Raw genomic sequence first — 20,673 nt, 5'->3', positions numbered from 1 at the left:
TTTTCACGCGAGTTTTGAGAGGCACTTTGTAAAGAAAATTCAGCATTTATTTTCCTTCCATGCAGCGTGACATTAGTCCAAAAGATGTGATGTGCTGCAATGATAACACAAGTGTAGGTCTGTTGCTTGTTATCAATGTTGGCTGACTTCAGTCTTGTTTGTTGGCAAGGAAACGTTCTGCTCTTTGCAGGTCTTCTGGTGTGTCGATGCCAATGGTGTCTATATTCGTGATTGCCACCTTGATGCGATACCCATTCTGTAGCCAACGTAATTGTTCTAAACTTTCTGCCAATTCCAAAGAAGATTGTGGAAGTTGAGTGATTTGCTCCAACACCTCTTTGCGATAAGCGTAAACGCCCAAGTGTTTTAGAAATGGAAATTGCACAAACCACTGTTCGTCCTTTTTATTGCGAATAAAAGGAATGACCGAACGTGAAAAATACATGGCATATCCCTGATTGTTAAGCACAATCTTTGGAGAGTTGGGGTTTTCAACGGCTTTTTGATTCTCAAACGGTTTACCCAACGTTGCTATCTGTGTATTAGCATCGTCAAAACATTGACATAGTGAAGCGATTTGTTCTTTTTGTATAAAGGGTTCGTCGCCTTGTATATTTAGGATGACATCACAGGTAGGTTGTAATATCTCTACCGCCTCTTGTATTCTGTCGGTTCCGCTTTGGTGATTTTTACTGGTCATAACCGCTTTTCCGCCAAATGACAAGACGGTGTCGTAAATGCGCTGATCGTCTGTGGCAACGTAGGTTTCATGCAACACGGCGGAAACTTGTTCATACACATGTTGGATGACGGGTTTGTGGTTGAGCAAAGCCAGTGGTTTACCGGGAAAACGAGTAGACGAATATCGTGCTGGAATGATGCCAATGAATTTCATGCTGTCTTAGTTTTGAAAGTACAAAGTTACTAAATTTTACTAATAGTCTTTGCAGTTTCGTCAAAAATAAGTACTTTTGAAAATCTTACTAAATTATATTTGAAAGTGAAAAAAGGACTATTATCTCTTATTTTATTCATATTACCATTTCAAGTTTTTGCTCAAAAATTAACTTTAGGCTCCTGTACAATCTCAGAAGGACAGGGTGCAAACCGAATTACGGGACAATATAAAGGAGAAATGTCTGCGGGTAAGCCTCAGGGAAAGGGTAGCGTAAAGTATCAAAATGGGAATACGTATGAAGGAGAATTTGTGAAAGGAAAACGTCAAGGTTATGGCATATACACTTTTGCAGATGGTGAGAAATACGAAGGACAGTGGTTTCAAAACCAACAACATGGTCGTGGTACTTATTATTTTGCCAACAATAATAAATATGTGGGGCTGTGGTTTCGAGATTATCAACAAGGTCATGGCATCATGTACTATTATAATGGTGACAAGTATGAAGGCTCTTGGTATCAGGATAAGAGACAAGGAAAGGGAACTTACGTCTTTTCCACTGGCGCTTATTATAAAGGACAGTGGCAGAATGATGAGAAAAATGGCAAAGGAGTCTTTTATTGGGGGGACGGTTCTTCGTACGATGGTCAATGGATGAACAACGTTCGAGAAGGCAAAGGCGTCTACAAATATGCAGATGGTGATGTGTATTCGGGCGACTGGAAAGGAGACATTCAAGACGGAAAAGGCATCTATAAATTTCAAAATGGCGACTTGTATGAAGGGCAATATGTGCAAGGAGAAAGAACGGGAGAGGGCATCCTCAGGCTTGCCAATGGCGATAAATACACAGGGACGTTTAAGTCGGGAGAACGAGATGGCTTGGGAACAATGACATGGAAAAACGGTGATAGATATACAGGCTACTGGAAGAACGACCAGCAAAATGGTAAAGGAAAACTGACGAAGAAAAATGGCGATGTCTTTGAAGGTAACTTTAAGAAAGGAAAGGTGGATGGAGAAGTGATTATCCACTATGCCGACGGTAGTAAATACAAAGGGATGTACAAAAACGGGAAACGTAATGGACCTGCAATTGAAGAAACCAAAGACGGTAAACGGTTTGAAGGTTCTTACGTTGACGACCGAAGAGATGGAAAGTTTGTAGAAAAAGACCGCAATGGAAAAGTTATTACGCAGGGACGCTATGAGCATGGACGTCGCTATGTAAACTGATAAAATAAATTGTCGTATTACCTTAAATTAAGAATTTGATTAACGATGAAAAAAGAAACGAGTCAAAAAAAGAGAGTTTTGGAGCAGTCTGCGTTACATGGATATCAGATGAAGCCATTGGAGTTAATCAAAAACGACCCCTACTTAGAACCTTATGAAACGGCAATCAGGGGAAGATATGAGTTTGCATTGGCTACCGAAAAAAGGCTCACACGACAAGGAAAAAGTACACTGAGCGACTTTGCGTCTGGTTATCTCTATTTTGGATTGCATCGCACACAAGATGGATGGGTTTTCAGAGAGTGGGCTCCCAATGCTACAGCACTTTATTTGGTGGGCGATTTTAATGACTGGCAAGAGTTGAGTACTTATCAAGCGCAGCGTATAGAAGGTACTGGGAACTGGGAACTCCAATTGCCGTTGGATGCCATACAGCATGGTCAGCTTTATAAGATGCACGTTTACTGGAATGGAGGAAAGGGAGAGCGTATTCCGGCGTGGGCAACTCGGGTAGTACAGGATTCAAAGACTTCTATTTTCTCGGCACAAGTATGGAGCCCAGAGACGGACTATGAATGGAAAGACAAAGGGTATAAAGCTGTCAGCGGACCACTGTTCATCTATGAGTGCCACATAGGAATGGCACAAGATGCTGAAAAAGTGGGGACGTACACAGAATTTAAGGAGAATGTATTGCCTCGTATTGTGGCGGATGGATATAACTGCATACAGATTATGGCGATACAGGAGCATCCTTATTACGGATCTTTTGGTTATCACGTCAGTTCTTTTTTTGCTCCATCTTCAAGATTTGGAACGCCAGAAGAGCTCAAAGACCTTATTGATACAGCCCATCAGCATGGCATTGCTGTGATTATGGATATTGTGCATAGTCATGCCGTCAAAAATGAGTTGGAGGGTTTGGGAAATTTGGCAGGTGACCCAAACCAGTATTTCCTTTCAGGTAGTCGGCGTGAACATCCAGCATGGGACAGTTTATGCTTTGATTATGGCAGGGATGAAGTTATCCATTTCTTATTATCAAATTGTAAATACTGGCTGGAAGAGTTCCATTTTGATGGATTTCGGTTTGATGGTGTCACCTCTATGATTTACTATAGTCATGGGCTTGGAGAAGCTTTTACCAACTACGGAGATTATTTTAACGGTCATCAAGACGGCAATGCCATTTGCTATCTTACACTTGCGAATCTTTTGATACATCAAGTTCGCCCCCATGCTATTACCATTGCAGAAGAGGTAAGCGGTATGCCAGGTTTAGCAGCTTCCGTTTCGAGTGGTGGTTATGGATTCGACTACCGCATGGCAATGAATATTCCAGACTTTTGGATCAAGACAATCAAAGAGCTGAAAGACGAAGATTGGAAGCCAAGTTCTATTTTCTGGGAAGTGACAAATCGTAGGGCAGACGAGAAAACGATTTCCTATTGTGAAAGTCACGACCAGGCATTGGTGGGAGACAAGACAATTATTTTCCGCTTGATAGATGCTGATATGTACTGGCATTTCAAGAAAGGTGACGAAAATGCTGTTGTTCATCGTGGGATAGCTCTTCATAAAATGATTCGATTGATGACTGCTTCCACGATAAATGGTGGTTATCTTAACTTTATGGGGAATGAGTTTGGACACCCTGAGTGGATAGATTTTCCACGTGAAGGAAATGGGTGGAGCTATCAATATGCGAAGCGACAATGGAATTTGGTGGATAATTTAGATTTAGGATATCATTATTTGGGCGACTTTGATAAAGCGATGATTCGGTTATTGAAATCAGAAAAGAATTATCAACAGCAGGAAATAAAGGAAATATGGCATCAGGATGGTGATCAAATCTTGTGTTTTATGCGTGGAGATCTTGTTTTTGTTTTCAATTTCTCACCCACTCAATCCTATGTTGACTACGGATTTCTCACCCCTCCAGGCTCTTATCGGGTTGTGTTGAATACGGATGCGCCAGCATTTGGAGGCAATGGACTGAATGATGATAGCGTAGAACACCTCACAGTTTTTGATGCCTTGTATCAAAGCGAGAAAAAGGAGTGGTTGAAATTATATATACCTGCACGTTGTGCAATGGTATTGAGGAAAGACTAAGACACCGATTTGGTGCATCGCATTAAACCATTATAGAAATTAAGACATTGGCTACCTATCATATTCCAAATCAGAAAAAATCGTTGCTGCCATGTATTTTGTGCAGTGTAGTGTTCTGTTGTTTTACTTTTATTTATCTGTTTTCGTATCAATGTGATGTGTTGGCGGTTACGCAGCACGTGCTATCTAACGGACAGACGTATTATGATAAAACAATTGGAGCGGTACTCATTACGGTTATCTTATACCTTTTACACATCAGTATCTTTTGGTTTTTTAGATTATCAAGGATAGGATATGCGCTTACCTTTTTTCCTTCGTTGTTACTTCTTACGGCTTTAACAGATATAGATACAGAGAAAATCTATCATCATTCTGCTCTTGGGGCTTGGTGGTGGGTAATTCCGCTTTTGTTACTTCTGTGCTTCTTTGCATTAAGGTACTTAAAGCAAAAGGTTTCATATAAGGTAACTCAAGCATCATACAATGTCTTGTCTCGTCCGATGTGGATTAACTTGTTGTCGTTGGTGGTGATGTTTTGTATGGTCTGCACCTTTAGTAATCATGATAAACTCTACCATTATCGAGCCAAAATGGAAGTAGCCATACATGAACATCGGTTCGAAGATGCGCTGAAAGTAGGAGAAAATTCGCTGCACACAGACTCAAGTTTAGTGATGCTTCGTGCTTATGCGCTTTCTAAAGTAAAAAGGTTGGGTGAGGATTTATTTGAATATCCATTGCAAGGAGGTTCAGAAGCGTTGCTACCAAACGGAGAGAGTGTCAAAATGCTGATGCTACCAACCAATGAAATTCAGCATTATTTAGGGAAGTCCATGAAGTCATCCATGGAAGTTGTGCCTTATTTAGAGTTCTTAGAACAACATCATTTAGGAAAATCTGCCATAGGTGATTATTTGCTGTGTGCCTATCTGTTGGATAAGCGACTGGATGATTTCGTGAAGTTGTTGCCGAAGTATTACGAAATCAATGCCAATCTTCCAAAACATTATAGAGAGGCTTTAATACTTTATACGCATCTTCGTTCCCAACCAATTGTGACCTATACTAATAATGTGATGGATGCTGACTACGAGGACTATCAAACTATCGCAAAAAAATATCCCAACACCTTAGTGAGAAAAACCAAAGTGCGGGACATTTATGGTAAGACTTATTGGTATTACTACCAATATTCTTCCAACGGATAATACTAATAAGGGGCTTATTTTACCATATTGTACGCCTTCACCCAATCCGTATCAATAGAAAATTGAGTGATATATTTGTTGTTGTCTACATAGGCATGTGTCACCTCTTTATCTGGATCGTTGAATAAGGGATTTTGAATGGTGGCGTTTCTAAATTTTGCCATGAGTATTTCCTTATCCGCTTTCTTAGAAGAGTTGGACAATCGTTTGATGTAACTATTCACAAAATCAATCATGGCATTGGTTTGTTTGCCAAGTTCAAATTCTGTGAAACCGTCAGTTTGTGCAGCCTTTGTGAGGAGATAGAAAATAGCGTCAACCTTGAACGTTGCAACTTTCCTTTCTTCAATGTCTTTGGAGGTGTCTTTTTTTATCGCCTCAGCGTGGTGCATAATCCGATTTACTTCTTTATAGATTTCTTGAGATGTAGCTTTTACTGTGAATAAACAGGTCAAAGCTAAAAGCAAAATAATTTTTTTCATCACTTAAAATATTTGTATATGTAAATTTATGAATTGGATTCTTTCATACAAGACTTTCGTCTCTCATGGTTTTCAGAGGTTCAAACCTCAACACATTTGCGTTTAGATAGATTTCCCTGCTGATATTCTTTCCTTATTTTTGTTTACAAAATCTTTCCATCCTCCATAATGCACATCGGTAATTGGCTTGCCTAATTGCATAAAATGACAATAAGCAGCTCCCAATGCGTCCGTTGCATCCATGAAACTTGGCATTTCTTGTGCGTCTATTTTCAAAAGGCGCTGTAACATTCCCGCCACTTGTTCTTTACTTGCTTGCCCCTGTCCTGTAATAGACATCTTGATTTTCAGTGGTGCATACTCATGAATGGGAATGTCATGTTGAATCGCAGCGGCAATGGCAACCCCTTGTGCTCGGCCTAATTTGAGCATCGACTGTACATTCTTTCCAAAAAAAGGTGCTTCTATTGCCATTTCGTCAGGTAAATATTCGTCAATAATGCCAGTGACACGTTCGAATATATGCCCTAATTTAAGATATGGATCACCAGTCTTTCGCATGTCGATAACACCCATAGCAAGCATAGAGGGCTTCCCCTTGACAATTCTTAATACACCATAACCCATCACATTTGTGCCGGGGTCTATTCCCAGTATTATTTTATCAGCTGCTGTCTGTTGTGAGTGTTTCATCTCCAAATATTACAAATCACTAAGTAAATATTATCGATCCATGTATGGATTACCTGCAATTTCTGTACCAATCGTTGTCGGGGCGCCATGACCGGGGTAGATTTTGGTCATGTCTGGTAGTTGGGAAATCATTCTAAGGCTTTGTATCATTTGAAACATGGAGCCACCTTCCAAATCTGTCCTGCCAATGGAGTAATGAAAAAGTGTATCTCCCGAAAAGGCAATGTTTTCCTCTGCACAGTAAAAGAACACACTTCCTGGCGAATGTCCCGGTGTCTCAAGTATGGTAAATGTGTGTGAACCGAGCGAAATCTTGTCATCTTCAGAGAAGTATGTTTGAGGCATTGGCATTTGTTCCGTTAAATGTACTCCTGCAAAATATTCTGCTTGCTCGTTCAACTGCTCCATTAAAAACTTGTCTGCTTGGTGAACAGTTGGCAAGAGTCCATACTCTTTGTAAAGAAAAGCATTTCCAAAGTGATGGTCAATGTGTCCATGCGTACCAATTAACTGTACAGGTTGAAGTTGATTTTTGCTTATATATTGTTGGATTGCGCTTTTTTCTTGTTCATAAAAAGCGCCACAATCAATAATGACGCATTCTTTAGATTCGTCATGAATGATGTAGCAATTCTCTTGTAGCATATTACACGCAAGGCTGTGTACTTGTATCATATAGATTTTCTTTTGTAAAATTAGGTCTTCTCTCTAAATAATTAAAGTGGTAGATACACAACTTGTTTTGTTTGAAACCACTCTTCTGTAAACCAATTAGAGATTTCGGTTACTTGAACTATAGTTGAGAAAGGTTTGAGTTCGTCTGCTAAGCTACCTCCTTTTAGGCAGATAATCCCATTGGGGAGCACATTCTTTTGTTGTTTAGAGATGTTCTTTCTCACAATTTTAATCAACTCTGGCAAGGGCATTACCGCTCTGCTAACCACAAAATCATACTTTCCCTTTTCTTCTTCCCCTCTGATATGTTTTGTTTCAACATTCTTGAGACCTATCGCGGTAGCAACTTCTTGAGCCACTCGAACTTTCTTTCCTGTTCCATCAATGAGTGTAAATTGACATTCTGGAAACAATATGGCAAGCGGTATGCCTGGAAATCCTCCGCCAGTCCCAAAGTCTAAGATGTTTGTTCCACTCTTAAAACTGATGAATTTTGCGATGGCTAATGAATGTAACACATGATGCTCGTATAACTGTTGAATATCTTTTCGGGATATCACATTAATCTTTGCATTCCAGTCATTATATAAATCTTGGAGCATGCTAAGTTGTTTGGTTTGCGTCTCTGTTAAAGAAGAGAAGTATTTGCTTATAATTTGCATCAGTGATGGTTGATATGTGGTAACTTGACTTGTTATTATTTGATGATTCTGTCTTATTCATTCTTTCCTGAAAAGGCATGCCATTACTACCGAGAGCTATAATAACCAATAAATAACTTTTGCAAAAATACGAATATTTTTTGTACCTTTGGCATATCAACTTATTAAATAAGGCAAAAATGTACACAACCGCACTTTTTGATTTAGATGGAGTTATTCTGGATACAGAGCCTCAATATACAATTTTATGGAACCAAATAGGAGAGGAATATTACCCCGAATTAGAGCATTTTGCACATCGCATCAAAGGTCAAACCTTGATTCAAATTTTCGAAATGTATTTTAGAAATAACGATGCGGTTCAACGTTCGATAACCAATCGTATCAATGAATATGAGCGAGAAATGCAATATCATTATATCTTAGGGGTAAAAGAATTTATTGAGGATTTGCGTCAGCATCAAATAAATACGGCTGTTGTCACAAGCAGTAATTTAGAGAAGATGAAAAATGTGTATCGAAATCATCCCGAGTTTGGACGATTGTTCGATAGAGTTCTAACGAGTGAAGACTTTCTAAAAAGCAAACCCCACCCAGATTGCTATCTCCAAGCTGCCGCCAACTTCCAAGTTCCTGTCTCTGAGTGTGTCGTTTTTGAAGATAGCATCAACGGATTGAAAGCTGCTAAGGCTGCAAACATGACGGTTTGTGGGCTCTCAACCACACTTCCTGCATCTGAAATTTCCTCTCTGTGTGATGTAGTCATTCCTCATTTCAAAGGATTAAATTATCTGAAGTTTCGCTCTATGTTTGGATAAGCAACATTTTTTATGTGCATGGTGTTTTGGTTGTTTGGAAAGATGATTGACCAGAAAGAAAATACTTAAGGTTAAAATAATCAAGCTGTTTTTACGTTTCATTAGTAATGAATATTCGATATTGCGGCTTATTGCTGCTGTTTGTTATCATTGGCTTTACCGCTTGTAATGATGAAGATAATTTTTCTTCGTCGTCAGAATTTACATTATCTTTTGAAAACGATAGTATTCAGTTGGATACAGTCTTTTCGAATGTGCCTTCATCCGCCAAATCTTTTTGGATTTATAATCGTTCTGGGGCGGGTATCAAATGTTCAAATGTTCGTCTCGACCGTGGTAATCAAACGGGTTTTCGTGTGAATGTCGATGGCATTTTCTTAGGAAAGGAGATGGGATATCAAGCGTCTGATATTGAAGTTCGCAATGGGGATAGCATTCGTGTTTATGTGGAAGTGACCCCACCCGTTAATCATCAGCAAGATGCCAAGCGAGTGGAGGATGCTTTGCTGTTTACTTTGCAAAGTGGAAAGGTACAAAAGGTTCATTTAAGTGTCTATTCATGGGATGCAATTCAGTTGAACAAGCTCCATATATCACGAGACACGGTCATTGCATCTGAACGTCCTATTCTTGTAAAGAACGGTATCACAGTCGATAGTGCTGCAACGCTCACCATTCAAGAAGGTACGTCCTTGTATTTTAATCACAACGCTGGCATTGATGTTTACGGAAGGTTAATTGTCGAAGGGACAGCTGCGCACAATGTTGTTCTTCGAGGAAGTCGTTTGGATGCGATGTTTGATTACCTGCCTTATGACCGTTTAAGCGGTCAATGGCAAGGGATTCATTACTTTTCTTCCTCGTTCGATAACCAACTGAAGTATGTGGATATTCATGGTGCTTTCAATGGTATCACCATCGATTCTACGGATATTGCTCGTGAAACGCTGACAATCGCTGCCTCCACGATTCATAACTGTCAAGGCTATGGCGTTAATAGCCGACATGCGAAATGGACTGCCGTCAATACACTTTTCTCTAATACGCTCAACGATTGTGTCTATCTCGATGGGGGAGAAGCAGAGTTGATGGCTTGTACACTGGCTCAATTTTATCCCTTTGACGCCAAACGAGGAGTAGCTTTACGCATTGATACGAAACACTTTCCAGTCTCTTTGTTCAAATGCACGAACACGCTAATAACGGGTTATGCTAACAATGAGATATTGAAACCAACCGCTGATAGTGCCTTTCCCTTGAATTATCATTTTGAATCCTGCTTACTGCGAGCTTCGATAAAAACGCCAGAAGACAGTCTTCATTTTACCAATGTGATTTTCGAGAATGTGAACGATACACTTTTGGCAGGCGCTAAAAACTTTAAGACCGTTGATACAGATAGCTTAAAATATAATTTTGAACTGAGAGAAACCTCTTTGGCAATAGATAAAGCAACGCAAGTAGGGAGTCCGCTAAAAGACCGTAAGGGCGTAGAAAGAGGAAAAAATCCCGACATCGGTGCTTTTGAATATATCAAACCCAAACAACGATGAAGAAAATAAATTTGGATATCACCATTCATGAATGGCAATTAGAGGAGTTGTCCGTCGAAGATCAGGAATTGATACGTGCCTCAATTGATGCAACAAATCATGCCTATGCCAATTATAGTCATTTCTATGTTGGTGCAGCAGTGAGATTGGCGAATGGGAAAATAGTCATAGGTGCCAACCAAGAGAATGCGGCTTTCCCCTCCGGACTGTGTGCAGAGCGCACAGCAGTGTTTGCCGCACAGGCAAATTTCCCTAAAGAACCGATACTTACACTCGCCATTGCGGCAAAGAATGACAAGGGGTTACTTGCCGAACCCATTACACCTTGTGGCGCTTGTCGACAAGTAATCTTGGAGATTGAAGACAGGTATCGCCAACCAGTGAAAATACTTCTCTATGGTACAAACAAAATTTATAGTATAGATAGCATCAAAGACCTTTTGCCACTTTCTTTCATTGACGAAAATATGCGTTGAAAGATGCTTGTTAATAAAAATTAAAATGTATGCTTTTTGAAGGCCTTGTCTTTTAGAATATGAAATAAAGCGTTACCTTTGCAACCGCATTTGTGAACATTAGTTCATGACGAGGCAGCACTAAAGGAAGTGTGGGTGAGTGGCTGAAACCACCAGTTTGCTAAACTGACGTGCGGGTTACCGTACCGGGGGTTCGAATCCCCCCGCTTCCGCTCTATCATTAATCGGTCGGTTCATCTAACGGTTAGGATACAAGATTCTCAATCTTGGCATACGAGTTCGATTCTCGTACCGACTACTATCATCACATTTTTGATGTATTTGGAATCAATCAATTGAACATTTATAATAGTCCATTGGTTCAATATTGATTCTGCATTTCGGAAATTTTATATAAATCCTGTCTTTTGACCGTTTTGTTTGCGCTGGCATGGTCGCCTCTCTTCATTTCTGTGACTGCGTAAATCCTGTATCAGAAACAGTTGATTTTTGGCGAAGCCGCCCATGGTTTTTGTTCTATTATTTTACCAAAAAACGGCCATCTAAAATCTTCAAAATAGAAAAATTTAATAGGCAAACGCTCAACAAAAATGCCCTGATTTTAACAAAATCGACGTCTCTTCACGTTGAAATATTGAATTAACGCTCTTGGAAACATGCATTAGAGGCATTATTCACATGCTTCAACCGCATTAAAGCATGCAAATTGCAGGCTTATCTCATTGCTTTAGCCGCCAAAAGATGGTAAAAACAGGCAAGAAAAGCGACATCATAAACGTAATGTATTCAATCACAACAAATTACAAACCTCGCTCATAATTCGCGTATTTGCGACCAACTTTGCTGTTGGTTGTTTTTATGCGAATTATGAGAGGTGTTTTGTAAAGAAAATTCAGCATTAATTCGTTTCCCTTGCAACGTTCCATTCATGTTACAAACACAGCGTTATTGGTGGCTTGCATTATATAAAATCCCGCTTAAACGAAGGTGCCATTTTACAAAATGTACATCAACAGAGTCGGGTGAGACTTCCTGCTTTGCCATACACAGTGCAATATAACAATCGCTTATTTCAGACCCTTTATTTTATCTCACTAAAGGCATTCTAAAATAAGCGATACCTCGCCTTATCCTCATAAGCGGATGTAGGAAGGCGGTTGTCTTTGTTAAGCATAGCTGTGCATCCCACCCAGCACGTAATTTACACCAAAATAAGTCATCAGCACCGTCAAGAAAGCCAATACGATATAGACATGCAAGAATATTGGACGGCGAAACGCTGGCAATGACTGTTCGTGGAACGTCATGGAATAAACCAGCATGGTAATCAATGCCCATGTTTCTTTGGGGTCCCATCCCCAGTATCGTCCCCACGAGACATTCGCCCATACGGCACCAGTGAATATTCCTACAGCCAACAAGAAGACGGCTGGATACAACATGATGCGACTTATGTCGGTCAATCGGTTGAGGATAGCAGTGCTACTTCCCATTCGGTTCATGATGAGTGCCGTGACACCATTGAAGAACAAGAACGCAAAGAGGGAATAGGAGAGCATGACCAAAATGACGTGTATGCTGAGCAGAGGTGAAGCAAGTACGGGCATCAACGTTGTGATTTGAGGATTACGTTCGCCAAGCATGGACACCATGAGGGCAAGACCAGCTGCCATGAGCCCGAAAGGGAGAAAGAACGGTATGCGTTTGCCAAGTGGCAATGCAATGACAAGCATGCAAAACGCCATGAACTGCATGGTCTCGAAGCCATTTGACAAGGGCATGTGTCCTCCCACATATCCCCTCAGCGCAATCACCACAAGTAGGAAACAGGCGGACAGAGCAAGCAACAAGGCGCCGCATAGCTTGAGAGAACGTTGTTGTGGCTTATTGCGCAGCAGATTTCTTGCGGTCATGATGTAGAACAGTATGCCTGCCACGATAAGTAATATTGCCATGGGAAAAGAGAACTGGAGTGAGTTCTTGCCATTGTCTGCATGGGGCAGATGCGCCCACAGTGGTAAACATAGAGGTCGCCAAAGCGTTCTGCCAACGCTGTTGGTAATGTTTTGGGAAGTGGGATGTTACTGGAGGACAACATCTTTATTGGTATGAGTAATAGCAAAGCCAGCACTAACGCCTTTGCCTTGAGGCTCTCCTTCTTCATAACCTGTCTAATCCCCTCAGCCATACCATATAGTTCAGGTAATCGTTGTCTTCCATTTCAATAGGATGCTTGTCACTGGTGAAATAGTTATATATGTCCTTTTCTGGGTTGCCCGTTATTTTCCATTCAGGGAAATATTGATAAAACACTTTCTGAATATCAGGATCTTTGCTTGCGGTTAGCGCATACTCCTTGGTCACATTAATTGTGGTGTGTCCACGCCTCGTTACATTAAAGTTTGCCCAGTGCTGCACATCCCAGTGCTTTTGCCATACCCGAGAAGCATAACAGGGTGCATACCAATGTAACAATATAGACGATTCTCTTTCCCATATCAATAGTAAGTGATTTTAACAAATTATTCAATGATATTATAAAATATAGTCTATTGATTGCAAAATTATTATAAAATAGAATTTTGTACAATACCTAAAATCGGCATTCCTTTATGGCATATTTAGCTTCCTTTTTCTTTGTATTATCCTCAAAAATGATGATGAAGTCTCTAAGATTAAAAAATATTTTGCCAGCTATGTGATTTCGATTACCTTTGCAATTGAAACAGATTGGTGATTGATTTCTAATATAAAGAAAGAAGGTATGGATATTTCTGAACTATACAAACTATTTTTGAAGCATCCTGTGGTTACCACAGACAGTCGTGACTGCCCTAAGGATAGTATATTTTTTGCCTTGAAAGGAACTTCGTTTAATGGTAACGAGTTTGCAGGTAGCGCCTTAGAAAAAGGATGTGCGTACGCTGTCATTGACCAGAAGGAATACCAAATACAGCAAGATGAACGCTATATCTTGGTTGAGGATTGTCTTCAAACCTTAAAGCAGCTTGCCAACTATCATCGTCGGAAGTTGGGTATACCCATCATCGGCATCACAGGCACTAATGGTAAAACCACCACTAAAGAACTATTGGCAACGGTATTAGCTGAGCGTTTCAATGTATGGTACACACAAGGAAACTTTAACAACGAAATAGGCGTACCCAAAACGCTCTTACGCTTGACCTCTGAACATGAGATAGCCGTCGTGGAAATGGGGGCAAGTCATCCCGGTGACATCCAATCATTGGTAACAGTAGTAGAACCCGACTATGCGCTCATCACCAATGTGGGGCGCGCTCATCTACAAGGTTTTGGTTCTTTCGAGGGAGTAAAGCGCACAAAAGCGGAGCTTTACGATTATATGGAAGCAAACAAACCCAACGGAAAGGTATTTATCAACCAAGACAATCCTCATTTACAGGAAATGTTTCAAGCCCACTGTCCTCACGTCCAGCGTATTAGTTATTCGCAGACACAGCAAACAGGTGTTAGCTATCAAGGGAAAATCTGTAGCAACAATCCATTCTTAACGTTCCAATGGCGACACATTCCTGAAGGAGAAACTTCACCAAACTCCAACCAGTGGTACGAGGTGCATACTCATTTGGTGGGTGCCTACAACCTTGATAATCTACTGGCAGCCATCAGTATCGGTCATTACTTAGGGGTTCAACCTCATGAAATCAACCATGCATTGACCCATTATACGCCAAGTAACAACCGCAGTCAACTGGAAGTAACGAAACATAACAACTTGATTGTCGATGCCTACAATGCCAACCCTACCAGTATGGAAGCGGCTCTCGTTAATTTTGCACAAATGCAGGTAGCACCCAAAATGGCAATTTTGGGTGATATGCGTGAACTTGGTGAGGTAAGTGTGTCTGAACATCAAAAAATTATCAATCTCCTGAACACCCTTCCCATTCAACAAGTTTGGTTAGTAGGTGAGGAATTTGGTAAGACTACAACAACGTTTCAGAAATATAAAAATATAGAAGAGGTGAAAGAGGCGATTCGGCAAGAACAACCGCAAGGCTTTTACATCCTCATCAAAGGAAGCAATGGCATCAAACTTTTCCAGCTTCCCGAACTTTTATAAAAGGATTGCACTTGTAAGCTCCAATAAGATAAAATGATGCGTCTTGTGTGATTGGTATCATCCCTTCCAAATAAAAACAACCGCCAAGTTTCATGATGAAGTTTGGCGGTTGCTGTGCTATCGAATCGGCATCATGGATGGTTTATAGCGTCATCCTTCAACGATTCGTATGTATCTGCAGTTCTGTAGGTGTCATTATTTGTAATATTCCTCGTTGTGCGCCCCTGTAATGCGTTGCTGACGTGGTGCGTTAGGTGCGCTTTCGCTTAAATCCCAGTTGGCAAAACAACGGATAGGGGCATATTTGCCTCCTGGCCCTTTTGTCATGAAGCCACGATAAAAACCATTGGGGTGAAAATAGCGACAATAGTAGGTCTTATTGGGGTTACCTGGGTTTTCATACTTATCGTATGGTTTCGACCCCGAAAAGTAGCAGGCGTCGTCAACTATTTTCTTTTCTTTCCTGTCACCGTCATCATTGAGTATGCGAACAACGTCATTAGTATTGTTTTTATTCCAATATTCTGGTTTTGCTATCTCGTCAATGGTTATAGGTAGGTTGCCCAGCCAGCGTGCCGTAATAGCAAGCCTTCGTCCGCGTCCATCCACATTACACCCACCTTTGTCTGCTGTGTGTATAACGAAGCGGTAGGCACAGCGGTAGCGATTGCCAGTGAGGTCTTTATTGCCAGTGCTGCGAACATGCTCAAAGCGGATAGCGTATATCACCTTACTGTTTCCGTCTATTACTGTCTTATATATGCTGTTGTAGAGCGATGGTGCGGAGAATCCTTGCAAGTCTTTAAGCTGAAGCCACTCTTTGAAATAACCGTCAAGCTGAGGACCAAGACCATCCTTCTTAAATCCAAGGTTGCTACCCTCCAAATCTTTTTGGTTTTCTGTCCAATCTGGGTCACACTTCTTGGTTACATAGGGTAATGCGGCACTAAATTCTTCAATAGCGGGGATGTGATAGTCTTTGGGACCTTTTCCTGCTTCTACTAATGTTTGAAGCTCCGATTGTTTAAATCGCCCTTTACCTGAGTTTGGCTCTAAATCGTTTGTGAAAGTCAACTGATCTATTGGTATTTCATTATATACTCTCTCTGGGCGAGCCAAGTTCGATTTTGCCATGCGTGCAAGCGGTACACGCCATTTGTAACGTTTGTCACCTGGGCGCATCACCTTGAGGTTCACGTCCATGATTTTTCCCATATACGGACTCCAATCGTCTATGCGTTGAAATTCGTTGGTGTGTGGTGTTCCACAAAGAAACTCTCCTCGCACTTTGCCTTGACCATTGAGCCAGCCCAGCATGAAACCACCATGTGCGGAAGTAATGGCAGTGGTGTTGCCTAATTCAAACTTTGCTTTGGAAAGATCTGACTCGGCCTTATTTCGATTACCTGTACCCGTGTACGTCTTATATTCTACGAACTCGCCCCCATTGATGGGCATGCCCCATACATAGAAAACATCATAGTCTTTGTTCGTGCTTTTAGAAGCTGGATATGTGTACCTATAACGCAGCTCAGTGGTATGTGAGAACAGGAATTGTTTCTTAGCATTCATTGCAGCTTTATTCGTTTGCTTTTCGGCGCCATCCCCTAAATCTCGTTGGTCTGTTGGATAATGCCACACCCAATAGTCCTTCACGGGATTTTTGTGCGACACCCTTACGCTGTGGCTTTGTCGTGGGTCTAGGCTATTATCATAGTCTACGAAACTGAAGAAGACATTGGGCGACAGTCCTGTGCTGGAGAACATATATTCGTGTTCCTCTGGTTTCAATAGCTTCTCGTTACGCTTCACCTGTACCTTAAACACTACGCCTTGCGGCTCGAAGTGCATGTTTTGGAACTCTATTTTGTTCTTCCCTTTGATGCCTACTTTCACCCAGTTAGCCACAAACGGTACATTGAACTTGTGTTTGCTGTCACTGCCAGCAACAGAGGCGTTCATCACCTTTGGCTTTTTACCCTCTTGTCCATAAAACTCTACAGTGTTAGGAATGCCTTTCTCTCTTTCCATATCTCCGCCTACAATGCCTGCCACATACCAGTTTTCGCCAGGCATAATGTCTACACTTTTTTTGTTAATCCATTCTAACGTGATGCTTGGCTCGTAGGTACTAAGACTCCACCCATCGGCAGTTTTGGTCTTGTTTTTCCACCGTATGTGCAGATATGCCAACTTTCGGTTGTCGTTGATGCTTTCGTCATCGTCTTCCTTGATAAGGTAAGCATCGGTCTCAAAGTCGTTATCCTCTGTCAGCTGAAACATCTCGTTCATGGTGACAGCTGCCCGCGTGGAAGCAGTTGACTGCGGTAAGCTCACGCCTGCGCTACCATTTTCAATGGTAATGACAGATGTGGCACGTTCCTTACTCGTTTCTGTTTCCTTGGAGTTAGGCTCTGGAAACGTTTCGTCTGCGCATCCTGCACTCAAGACGAGCAGTGCTATGGCGCAAAAGATAGTTTTTGTTAATAAAAGTATTCGTCTCATTTTTTTTTCAATGTTGTGTACTTGGTTGTCTCTTTTGATTATCAATTTTCATAGTCTCCGTAATCTTGATTATCAGATGCGTTGGGATCGCCTGATTTTCCTGGATCAAAGTCAACATGTTGGTAATCTTTGATGTCAGAGTTTTGTCCACTTACCACCGTAAGTAGGCTTTCGATTTCTATGGGGATGATATGACAAACTGGTGCAATGTATTTCTTTTTCATTTTTATAAGAAGTTTTATATTCGTCCTATAGTTTGAAAAACTAATAAAAAAATAGGGAATAAGTAATGCCTTTTTACAAAAGCGATATGCTGCAAATGGCAGCATTGTTGAGAAAAACAGAAAGGATTTCAAGGAAATCCGTGCAAGTACACGTAAACAAAAAACAAAGAATGCCAAATTGTAGCATTCCTGTTAAATGGCGATAAATACGTGGGGGGGGGTAAAAAATTCATTTTAATTATGCAAATATTTTGTGTTAAAAAATATAGAAAATAACGTTTTCTTTTTGACTATCTTCGTTTCTTTCTATGAAACACGTTTAGTGTCAGGGAACTGTCTGTTTGTTGGTTTTCTTTTAACTTTTTCTGTTTGCCCTGCAAAATTACATAAATACAGAATATCTGCAAAAGATTTTTTTGAAAAAATCCATTTCTTGCGTGAAATCTCCTAATGGCTCAATCGCAAAAATGGTATAGTTTTCTTTGTTGTTTTTCTGTGTGTCTAACCTTTATTATAAAGAAAAAAGTACTTTCTTTATTACACTGCCTTATAATTTGGAATTTTTATCTAAATTTGCAAAGAGGACTGGAACCTACACCTATCTTCAAGAAGTGGATGGTGTGTTTTGGTAGCCTCGCAGGGAAAAATCTATGAAAAAGATGAAAAAGAAAACTTATACAATGAATGTTCGAGGCAAGTTGGTAGACCTGTCCCGCCCACAAGTTATGGGAATCCTCAATGTGACACCAGACTCCTTTTATCAAGGAAGTAGAAAGCAGACAGAGGCTGAAATCGCTAATCGAGCTAATGAGATTATCGAAGAAGGGGGGACGATGATTGATGTGGGAGCTTTCTCGACACGACCAGGTGCTTTTGAAGTAACCCAGGAGGAGGAGATGGATAGGCTGAAACGTGCATTAAGCATTGTTAGGCGTGAACAGCCAGAAGCTATTGTGTCAGTAGACACCTATCGACCAGCGGTGGCTCGTAAATGTATAGAAGAGTGGGGAGCAGATATCATTAATGATGTCTCGGAAGGTGGCATCACAGGTATCGTCAATACCCCTATCCATGAAGACGAGAGTATGTTCAAAACTGTTGCGCAGTTGCAAGTACCTTATATATTAATGTCTGTAAAATCGAACTTGCGTGATATGCTCATCTCATTTGCAGGTGAAGTACAAGAACTGTATTCGTTGGGAGCGAAAGATATTATTTTGGATCCTGGTTTTGGATTTGGGAAAACATTAGATGATAACTATGTCTTGTACCAAAAACTGGAGGATTTACAAGTACTTGATTTACCGATATTAGTTGGCATCTCCCGAAAGAGCATGATATATAAATTTTTGGGTGGAGACCCGACAACTTCGCTCAATGGCACTACGGTGTTAAATACCCTTGCTTTGCAAAAAGGTGCCACTATTTTGCGAGTACATGACGTGAAAGAGGCGGTTGAGGCTTGTAAGATTTACGAAAAAATGCAAAGTGTATGATGGCCTCACTAACACAACGGACTTACCTCAACGGTCTCACCCCCAACCCCTCTCCGAAAGGGAGGGGAGTGATTAGCCTTTTAGGTTGCAGAACTCTCAACTGGTGAACTCGTCAACTTGTCAACTTGTTAACTCGTCAACTTGTCAACTTGTTAACTCGTCAACTTGTCAACTTGTCAACTCGTTAACTCGTCAACTTGTCAACTTGTTAACTCGTTAACTCGTCAACTTGTCAACTTGTCAACTTGTGAACTTGTCAACTCGTCAACTTGTGAACTCGTCAACTCGTCAACTCGTCAACTAAAAAACTTATCAACTCATAAACTCAAAATATGATTCCCTTCGATGTAGGTCTTAAAGATATCATTGATATTGTCTTAGTGGCACTGATGCTCTATTATGTTTATCGATTAATGAAAGAGAGCAGGTCACTCAATGTTTTTATAGGTATCTTGTTCTTTATCCTTATTTGGCTTTTTGTCAGTCAGGTGCTTGAAATGCGATTACTTGGTTCTATCATGGATAAATTGGTGAGCGTAGGTGTTATCGGACTCATTATTTTATTTCAAGAAGAAATTCGTCGTTTTTTATATCAGTTAGGTGCTCACCAGAGATTTCAAGCTCTCTCAAAGTTTTTTACTGCCAATCACGAGAATGACGAAGAGGATAAGGAGACAATTGTGCCTATTGTGCTTTCCTGTATGAGCATGGCGAAAGGTCGGGTAGGTGCTTTAATTGTGATTGAGCGCACTGTTTCGTTAGGAGATATCGTAGAAACGGGCGATTTTATTGATGCGAGGGTAAACCAGCGGCTCATTGAAAACATTTTCTTTAAGAATTCACCTTTGCATGATGGCGCAATGATTATTTCAAATAGACGTATAAAGGCTGCTGGCTGTATCTTACCCGTCTCGCATGACTTGAATATCCCTAAGGAATTGGGCTTGCGACATAGAGCAGCTATGGGTGTGTCTCAAAGTAGTGATGCGATAGCTATTGTTGTGTCAGAGGAAACTGGACGAATAAGTGTTGCTATGAAAGGGGAGTTTAGACTCAGATTATCTGCTGAGGATTTAGAAAGCTTGTTAGCTTCTGAAATGAAACGAAGATAACGTTCATCTTTTCTAATCTTATGGGTGTTATGCGAATACAACTTCTCTCCTTTTTCTTTACACTTTTGACACTTTAAGCACTTTCGGCAGACTTATATATAATAAGGTAAAGTCGTTCAAAATGATTGTTGTTTGGTGAACAAAAGTTAAAAACGTAAGAAATTCTTCTTTTTTATAGAAATTGTTTGGAGGGTAACTCCTTTTGTGTTATCTTTGCATCCGCTTTCGCACTAAAAAATTGCGTTTGCAAAAAAAAGAAGCGTTCTTTGAAAAAGATTTACATAAGACAGAAGTAGTACAAGAAGCATGTATAGCTTTTTAGGAAGCGAGTTGATGAGGCAACGAGTTAACGAGTTTTCTTGAAGCATAAATACATAGGTAACAAGTTTTACGAACCGTTCAATTCATT

At 40.6% G+C, this 20,673-nt stretch carries 19 protein-coding genes and 2 tRNA genes; 11 read left to right on the top strand and 10 right to left on the bottom strand.

Annotated features, from left to right (window positions below):
* Window positions 1-148: 148 nt before the first annotated feature.
* Window positions 149-895 carry a 3-deoxy-manno-octulosonate cytidylyltransferase gene (gene kdsB / locus HMPREF9304_RS04850; protein ID WP_036926964.1) on the bottom strand — a complete coding sequence of 249 codons (747 nt, stop codon included), beginning with the start codon at window positions 893-895 and terminating at the stop codon, window positions 149-151.
* A 105-nt stretch (window positions 896-1,000) separates the two neighbouring features.
* Here kdsB and HMPREF9304_RS04845 point away from each other — a divergent pair, with 105 nt between their 5' ends.
* Genes HMPREF9304_RS04845 through HMPREF9304_RS04835 form a run of 3 tightly spaced genes read left to right on the top strand, consistent with a single transcriptional unit; the run spans window position 1,001 to window position 5,463 of the window.
* Window positions 1,001-2,134, top strand: coding sequence for a phosphatidylinositol-4-phosphate 5-kinase (locus HMPREF9304_RS04845; RefSeq protein WP_231564470.1), 1,134 nt, complete (start codon window positions 1,001-1,003; stop codon window positions 2,132-2,134).
* A gap of 45 nt (window positions 2,135-2,179) precedes the next feature.
* Window positions 2,180-4,252 (top strand): alpha amylase C-terminal domain-containing protein, encoded by a 2,073-nt coding sequence (locus tag HMPREF9304_RS04840; protein ID WP_036926959.1) that lies wholly within the window; start codon window positions 2,180-2,182, stop codon window positions 4,250-4,252.
* A 47-nt stretch (window positions 4,253-4,299) separates the two neighbouring features.
* Window positions 4,300-5,463 carry a DUF6057 family protein gene (locus tag HMPREF9304_RS04835; RefSeq protein WP_231564469.1) on the top strand — a complete coding sequence of 388 codons (1,164 nt, stop codon included), beginning with the start codon at window positions 4,300-4,302 and terminating at the stop codon, window positions 5,461-5,463.
* Between the two features lie 14 nt (window positions 5,464-5,477).
* On the opposite strand, the gene HMPREF9304_RS04830 is transcribed toward HMPREF9304_RS04835, so the two are convergent.
* The 4 genes from HMPREF9304_RS04830 to rsmG all read right to left on the bottom strand — a co-directional run bounded on the left by HMPREF9304_RS04830 (window position 5,478) and on the right by rsmG (window position 7,978).
* Window positions 5,478-5,945, bottom strand: coding sequence for a hypothetical protein (locus HMPREF9304_RS04830; RefSeq protein WP_036926957.1), 468 nt, complete (start codon window positions 5,943-5,945; stop codon window positions 5,478-5,480).
* Window positions 5,946-6,047: 102 nt separating this feature from the next.
* Entirely contained in the window at window positions 6,048-6,638 is a 591-nt protein-coding gene (gene ruvC / locus HMPREF9304_RS04825; RefSeq protein ID WP_036926956.1) for a crossover junction endodeoxyribonuclease RuvC, read from the bottom strand.
* 30 nt (window positions 6,639-6,668) lie between these two features.
* Window positions 6,669-7,313, bottom strand: a complete 645-nt coding sequence (locus HMPREF9304_RS04820) for an MBL fold metallo-hydrolase (protein ID WP_036926954.1) — start codon at window positions 7,311-7,313, stop codon at window positions 6,669-6,671.
* Window positions 7,314-7,354: 41 nt separating this feature from the next.
* On the bottom strand, window positions 7,355-7,978 hold the full coding sequence (gene rsmG / locus HMPREF9304_RS04815; RefSeq protein WP_374187980.1) for a 16S rRNA (guanine(527)-N(7))-methyltransferase RsmG: 624 nt from the start codon (window positions 7,976-7,978) through the stop codon (window positions 7,355-7,357).
* A 176-nt stretch (window positions 7,979-8,154) separates the two neighbouring features.
* Between rsmG and HMPREF9304_RS04810 the strand changes: the two genes are divergently transcribed.
* The 5 genes from HMPREF9304_RS04810 (at window position 8,155) to HMPREF9304_RS04790 (ending at window position 11,120) form a co-directional block, all read left to right on the top strand.
* Window positions 8,155-8,793, top strand: a complete 639-nt coding sequence (locus HMPREF9304_RS04810; protein WP_036926950.1) for an HAD family hydrolase — start codon at window positions 8,155-8,157, stop codon at window positions 8,791-8,793.
* Window positions 8,794-8,900: 107 nt separating this feature from the next.
* Window positions 8,901-10,346, top strand: coding sequence for a choice-of-anchor Q domain-containing protein (locus HMPREF9304_RS04805; protein ID WP_036926948.1), 1,446 nt, complete (start codon window positions 8,901-8,903; stop codon window positions 10,344-10,346).
* Window positions 10,343-10,822, top strand: coding sequence for a cytidine deaminase (gene cdd, locus HMPREF9304_RS04800; RefSeq protein ID WP_036926947.1), 480 nt, complete (start codon window positions 10,343-10,345; stop codon window positions 10,820-10,822). Before HMPREF9304_RS04805 ends, cdd begins: the two co-directional genes overlap by 4 nt.
* A 125-nt stretch (window positions 10,823-10,947) precedes the next feature.
* Window positions 10,948-11,034, top strand: a tRNA-Ser gene (locus tag HMPREF9304_RS04795).
* A 14-nt stretch (window positions 11,035-11,048) separates the two neighbouring features.
* A tRNA-Glu gene (locus tag HMPREF9304_RS04790) sits at window positions 11,049-11,120 on the top strand.
* Between the two features lie 868 nt (window positions 11,121-11,988).
* On the opposite strand, the gene HMPREF9304_RS04785 is transcribed toward HMPREF9304_RS04790, so the two are convergent.
* From HMPREF9304_RS04785 to HMPREF9304_RS04780, 3 genes are read right to left on the bottom strand one after another with little or no spacing between them, the layout of a single operon-like run.
* The gene (locus HMPREF9304_RS04785; protein ID WP_052045908.1) at window positions 11,989-12,777 is read right to left on the bottom strand and encodes a cytochrome c biogenesis protein; all 789 of its coding nucleotides are present in this window, start codon (window positions 12,775-12,777) and stop codon (window positions 11,989-11,991) included.
* Window positions 12,732-12,986, bottom strand: a complete 255-nt coding sequence (locus HMPREF9304_RS14340; RefSeq protein WP_156104763.1) for a hypothetical protein — start codon at window positions 12,984-12,986, stop codon at window positions 12,732-12,734. Before HMPREF9304_RS14340 ends, HMPREF9304_RS04785 begins: the two co-directional genes overlap by 46 nt.
* The gene (locus HMPREF9304_RS04780) at window positions 12,983-13,240 is read right to left on the bottom strand and encodes a hypothetical protein (protein WP_231564468.1); all 258 of its coding nucleotides are present in this window, start codon (window positions 13,238-13,240) and stop codon (window positions 12,983-12,985) included. The genes HMPREF9304_RS14340 and HMPREF9304_RS04780 overlap by 4 nt, the downstream gene beginning before the upstream one ends.
* Before the next feature lie 346 nt (window positions 13,241-13,586).
* Here HMPREF9304_RS04780 and HMPREF9304_RS04775 point away from each other — a divergent pair, with 346 nt between their 5' ends.
* On the top strand, window positions 13,587-14,927 hold the full coding sequence (locus HMPREF9304_RS04775; protein ID WP_036926972.1) for a UDP-N-acetylmuramoyl-tripeptide--D-alanyl-D-alanine ligase: 1,341 nt from the start codon (window positions 13,587-13,589) through the stop codon (window positions 14,925-14,927).
* 195 nt (window positions 14,928-15,122) lie between these two features.
* On the opposite strand, the gene HMPREF9304_RS04770 is transcribed toward HMPREF9304_RS04775, so the two are convergent.
* Both HMPREF9304_RS04770 and HMPREF9304_RS04765 read right to left on the bottom strand, forming a co-directional pair.
* Window positions 15,123-17,432, bottom strand: coding sequence for a hypothetical protein (locus HMPREF9304_RS04770; protein WP_052045910.1), 2,310 nt, complete (start codon window positions 17,430-17,432; stop codon window positions 15,123-15,125).
* A gap of 41 nt (window positions 17,433-17,473) precedes the next feature.
* Window positions 17,474-17,656, bottom strand: a complete 183-nt coding sequence (locus HMPREF9304_RS04765) for a hypothetical protein (protein WP_008124097.1) — start codon at window positions 17,654-17,656, stop codon at window positions 17,474-17,476.
* Between the two features lie 659 nt (window positions 17,657-18,315).
* On the opposite strand from HMPREF9304_RS04765, the gene folP reads away from it, so the two are divergent.
* Entirely contained in the window at window positions 18,316-19,152 is an 837-nt protein-coding gene (gene folP / locus HMPREF9304_RS04760) for a dihydropteroate synthase (protein WP_036926967.1), read from the top strand.
* Between the two features lie 332 nt (window positions 19,153-19,484).
* Window positions 19,485-20,264, top strand: a complete 780-nt coding sequence (gene cdaA / locus HMPREF9304_RS04755) for a diadenylate cyclase CdaA (RefSeq protein WP_374187979.1) — start codon at window positions 19,485-19,487, stop codon at window positions 20,262-20,264.
* Window positions 20,265-20,673 lie beyond the last annotated feature (409 nt).

The organism is Hoylesella timonensis S9-PR14 (assembly GCF_000762405.1).
Taxonomy (GTDB): domain Bacteria; phylum Bacteroidota; class Bacteroidia; order Bacteroidales; family Bacteroidaceae; genus Prevotella; species Prevotella timonensis_A.
The sequence above is the reverse complement of the archived record's forward strand: the minus strand, read 5'-3'. Positions and strand labels throughout refer to the sequence as shown.

Excerpts from the sequence above, each read along its gene's own strand:
- kdsB (WP_036926964.1), bottom strand. The coding sequence starts at position 895 with ATGAAATTCATTGGCATCATTCCAGCACGATATTCGTCTACTCGTTTT.
- HMPREF9304_RS04840 (WP_036926959.1), top strand. The coding sequence starts at position 2,180 with ATGAAAAAAGAAACGAGTCAAAAAAAGAGAGTTTTGGAGCAGTCTGCG.
- HMPREF9304_RS04830 (WP_036926957.1), bottom strand. The coding sequence starts at position 5,945 with ATGAAAAAAATTATTTTGCTTTTAGCTTTGACCTGTTTATTCACAGTA.
- ruvC (WP_036926956.1), bottom strand. The coding sequence starts at position 6,638 with ATGAAACACTCACAACAGACAGCAGCTGATAAAATAATACTGGGAATA.
- HMPREF9304_RS04820 (WP_036926954.1), bottom strand. The coding sequence starts at position 7,313 with ATGATACAAGTACACAGCCTTGCGTGTAATATGCTACAAGAGAATTGC.
- HMPREF9304_RS04810 (WP_036926950.1), top strand. The coding sequence starts at position 8,155 with ATGTACACAACCGCACTTTTTGATTTAGATGGAGTTATTCTGGATACA.
- HMPREF9304_RS04805 (WP_036926948.1), top strand. The coding sequence starts at position 8,901 with ATGAATATTCGATATTGCGGCTTATTGCTGCTGTTTGTTATCATTGGC.
- cdd (WP_036926947.1), top strand. The coding sequence starts at position 10,343 with ATGAAGAAAATAAATTTGGATATCACCATTCATGAATGGCAATTAGAG.
- HMPREF9304_RS04785 (WP_052045908.1), bottom strand. The coding sequence starts at position 12,777 with ATGGCAATATTACTTATCGTGGCAGGCATACTGTTCTACATCATGACC.
- HMPREF9304_RS14340 (WP_156104763.1), bottom strand. The coding sequence starts at position 12,986 with ATGAAGAAGGAGAGCCTCAAGGCAAAGGCGTTAGTGCTGGCTTTGCTA.
- HMPREF9304_RS04775 (WP_036926972.1), top strand. The coding sequence starts at position 13,587 with ATGGATATTTCTGAACTATACAAACTATTTTTGAAGCATCCTGTGGTT.
- HMPREF9304_RS04770 (WP_052045910.1), bottom strand. The coding sequence starts at position 17,432 with ATGAGACGAATACTTTTATTAACAAAAACTATCTTTTGCGCCATAGCA.
- HMPREF9304_RS04765 (WP_008124097.1), bottom strand. The coding sequence starts at position 17,656 with ATGAAAAAGAAATACATTGCACCAGTTTGTCATATCATCCCCATAGAA.
- folP (WP_036926967.1), top strand. The coding sequence starts at position 18,316 with ATGAAAAAGAAAACTTATACAATGAATGTTCGAGGCAAGTTGGTAGAC.
- cdaA (WP_374187979.1), top strand. The coding sequence starts at position 19,485 with ATGATTCCCTTCGATGTAGGTCTTAAAGATATCATTGATATTGTCTTA.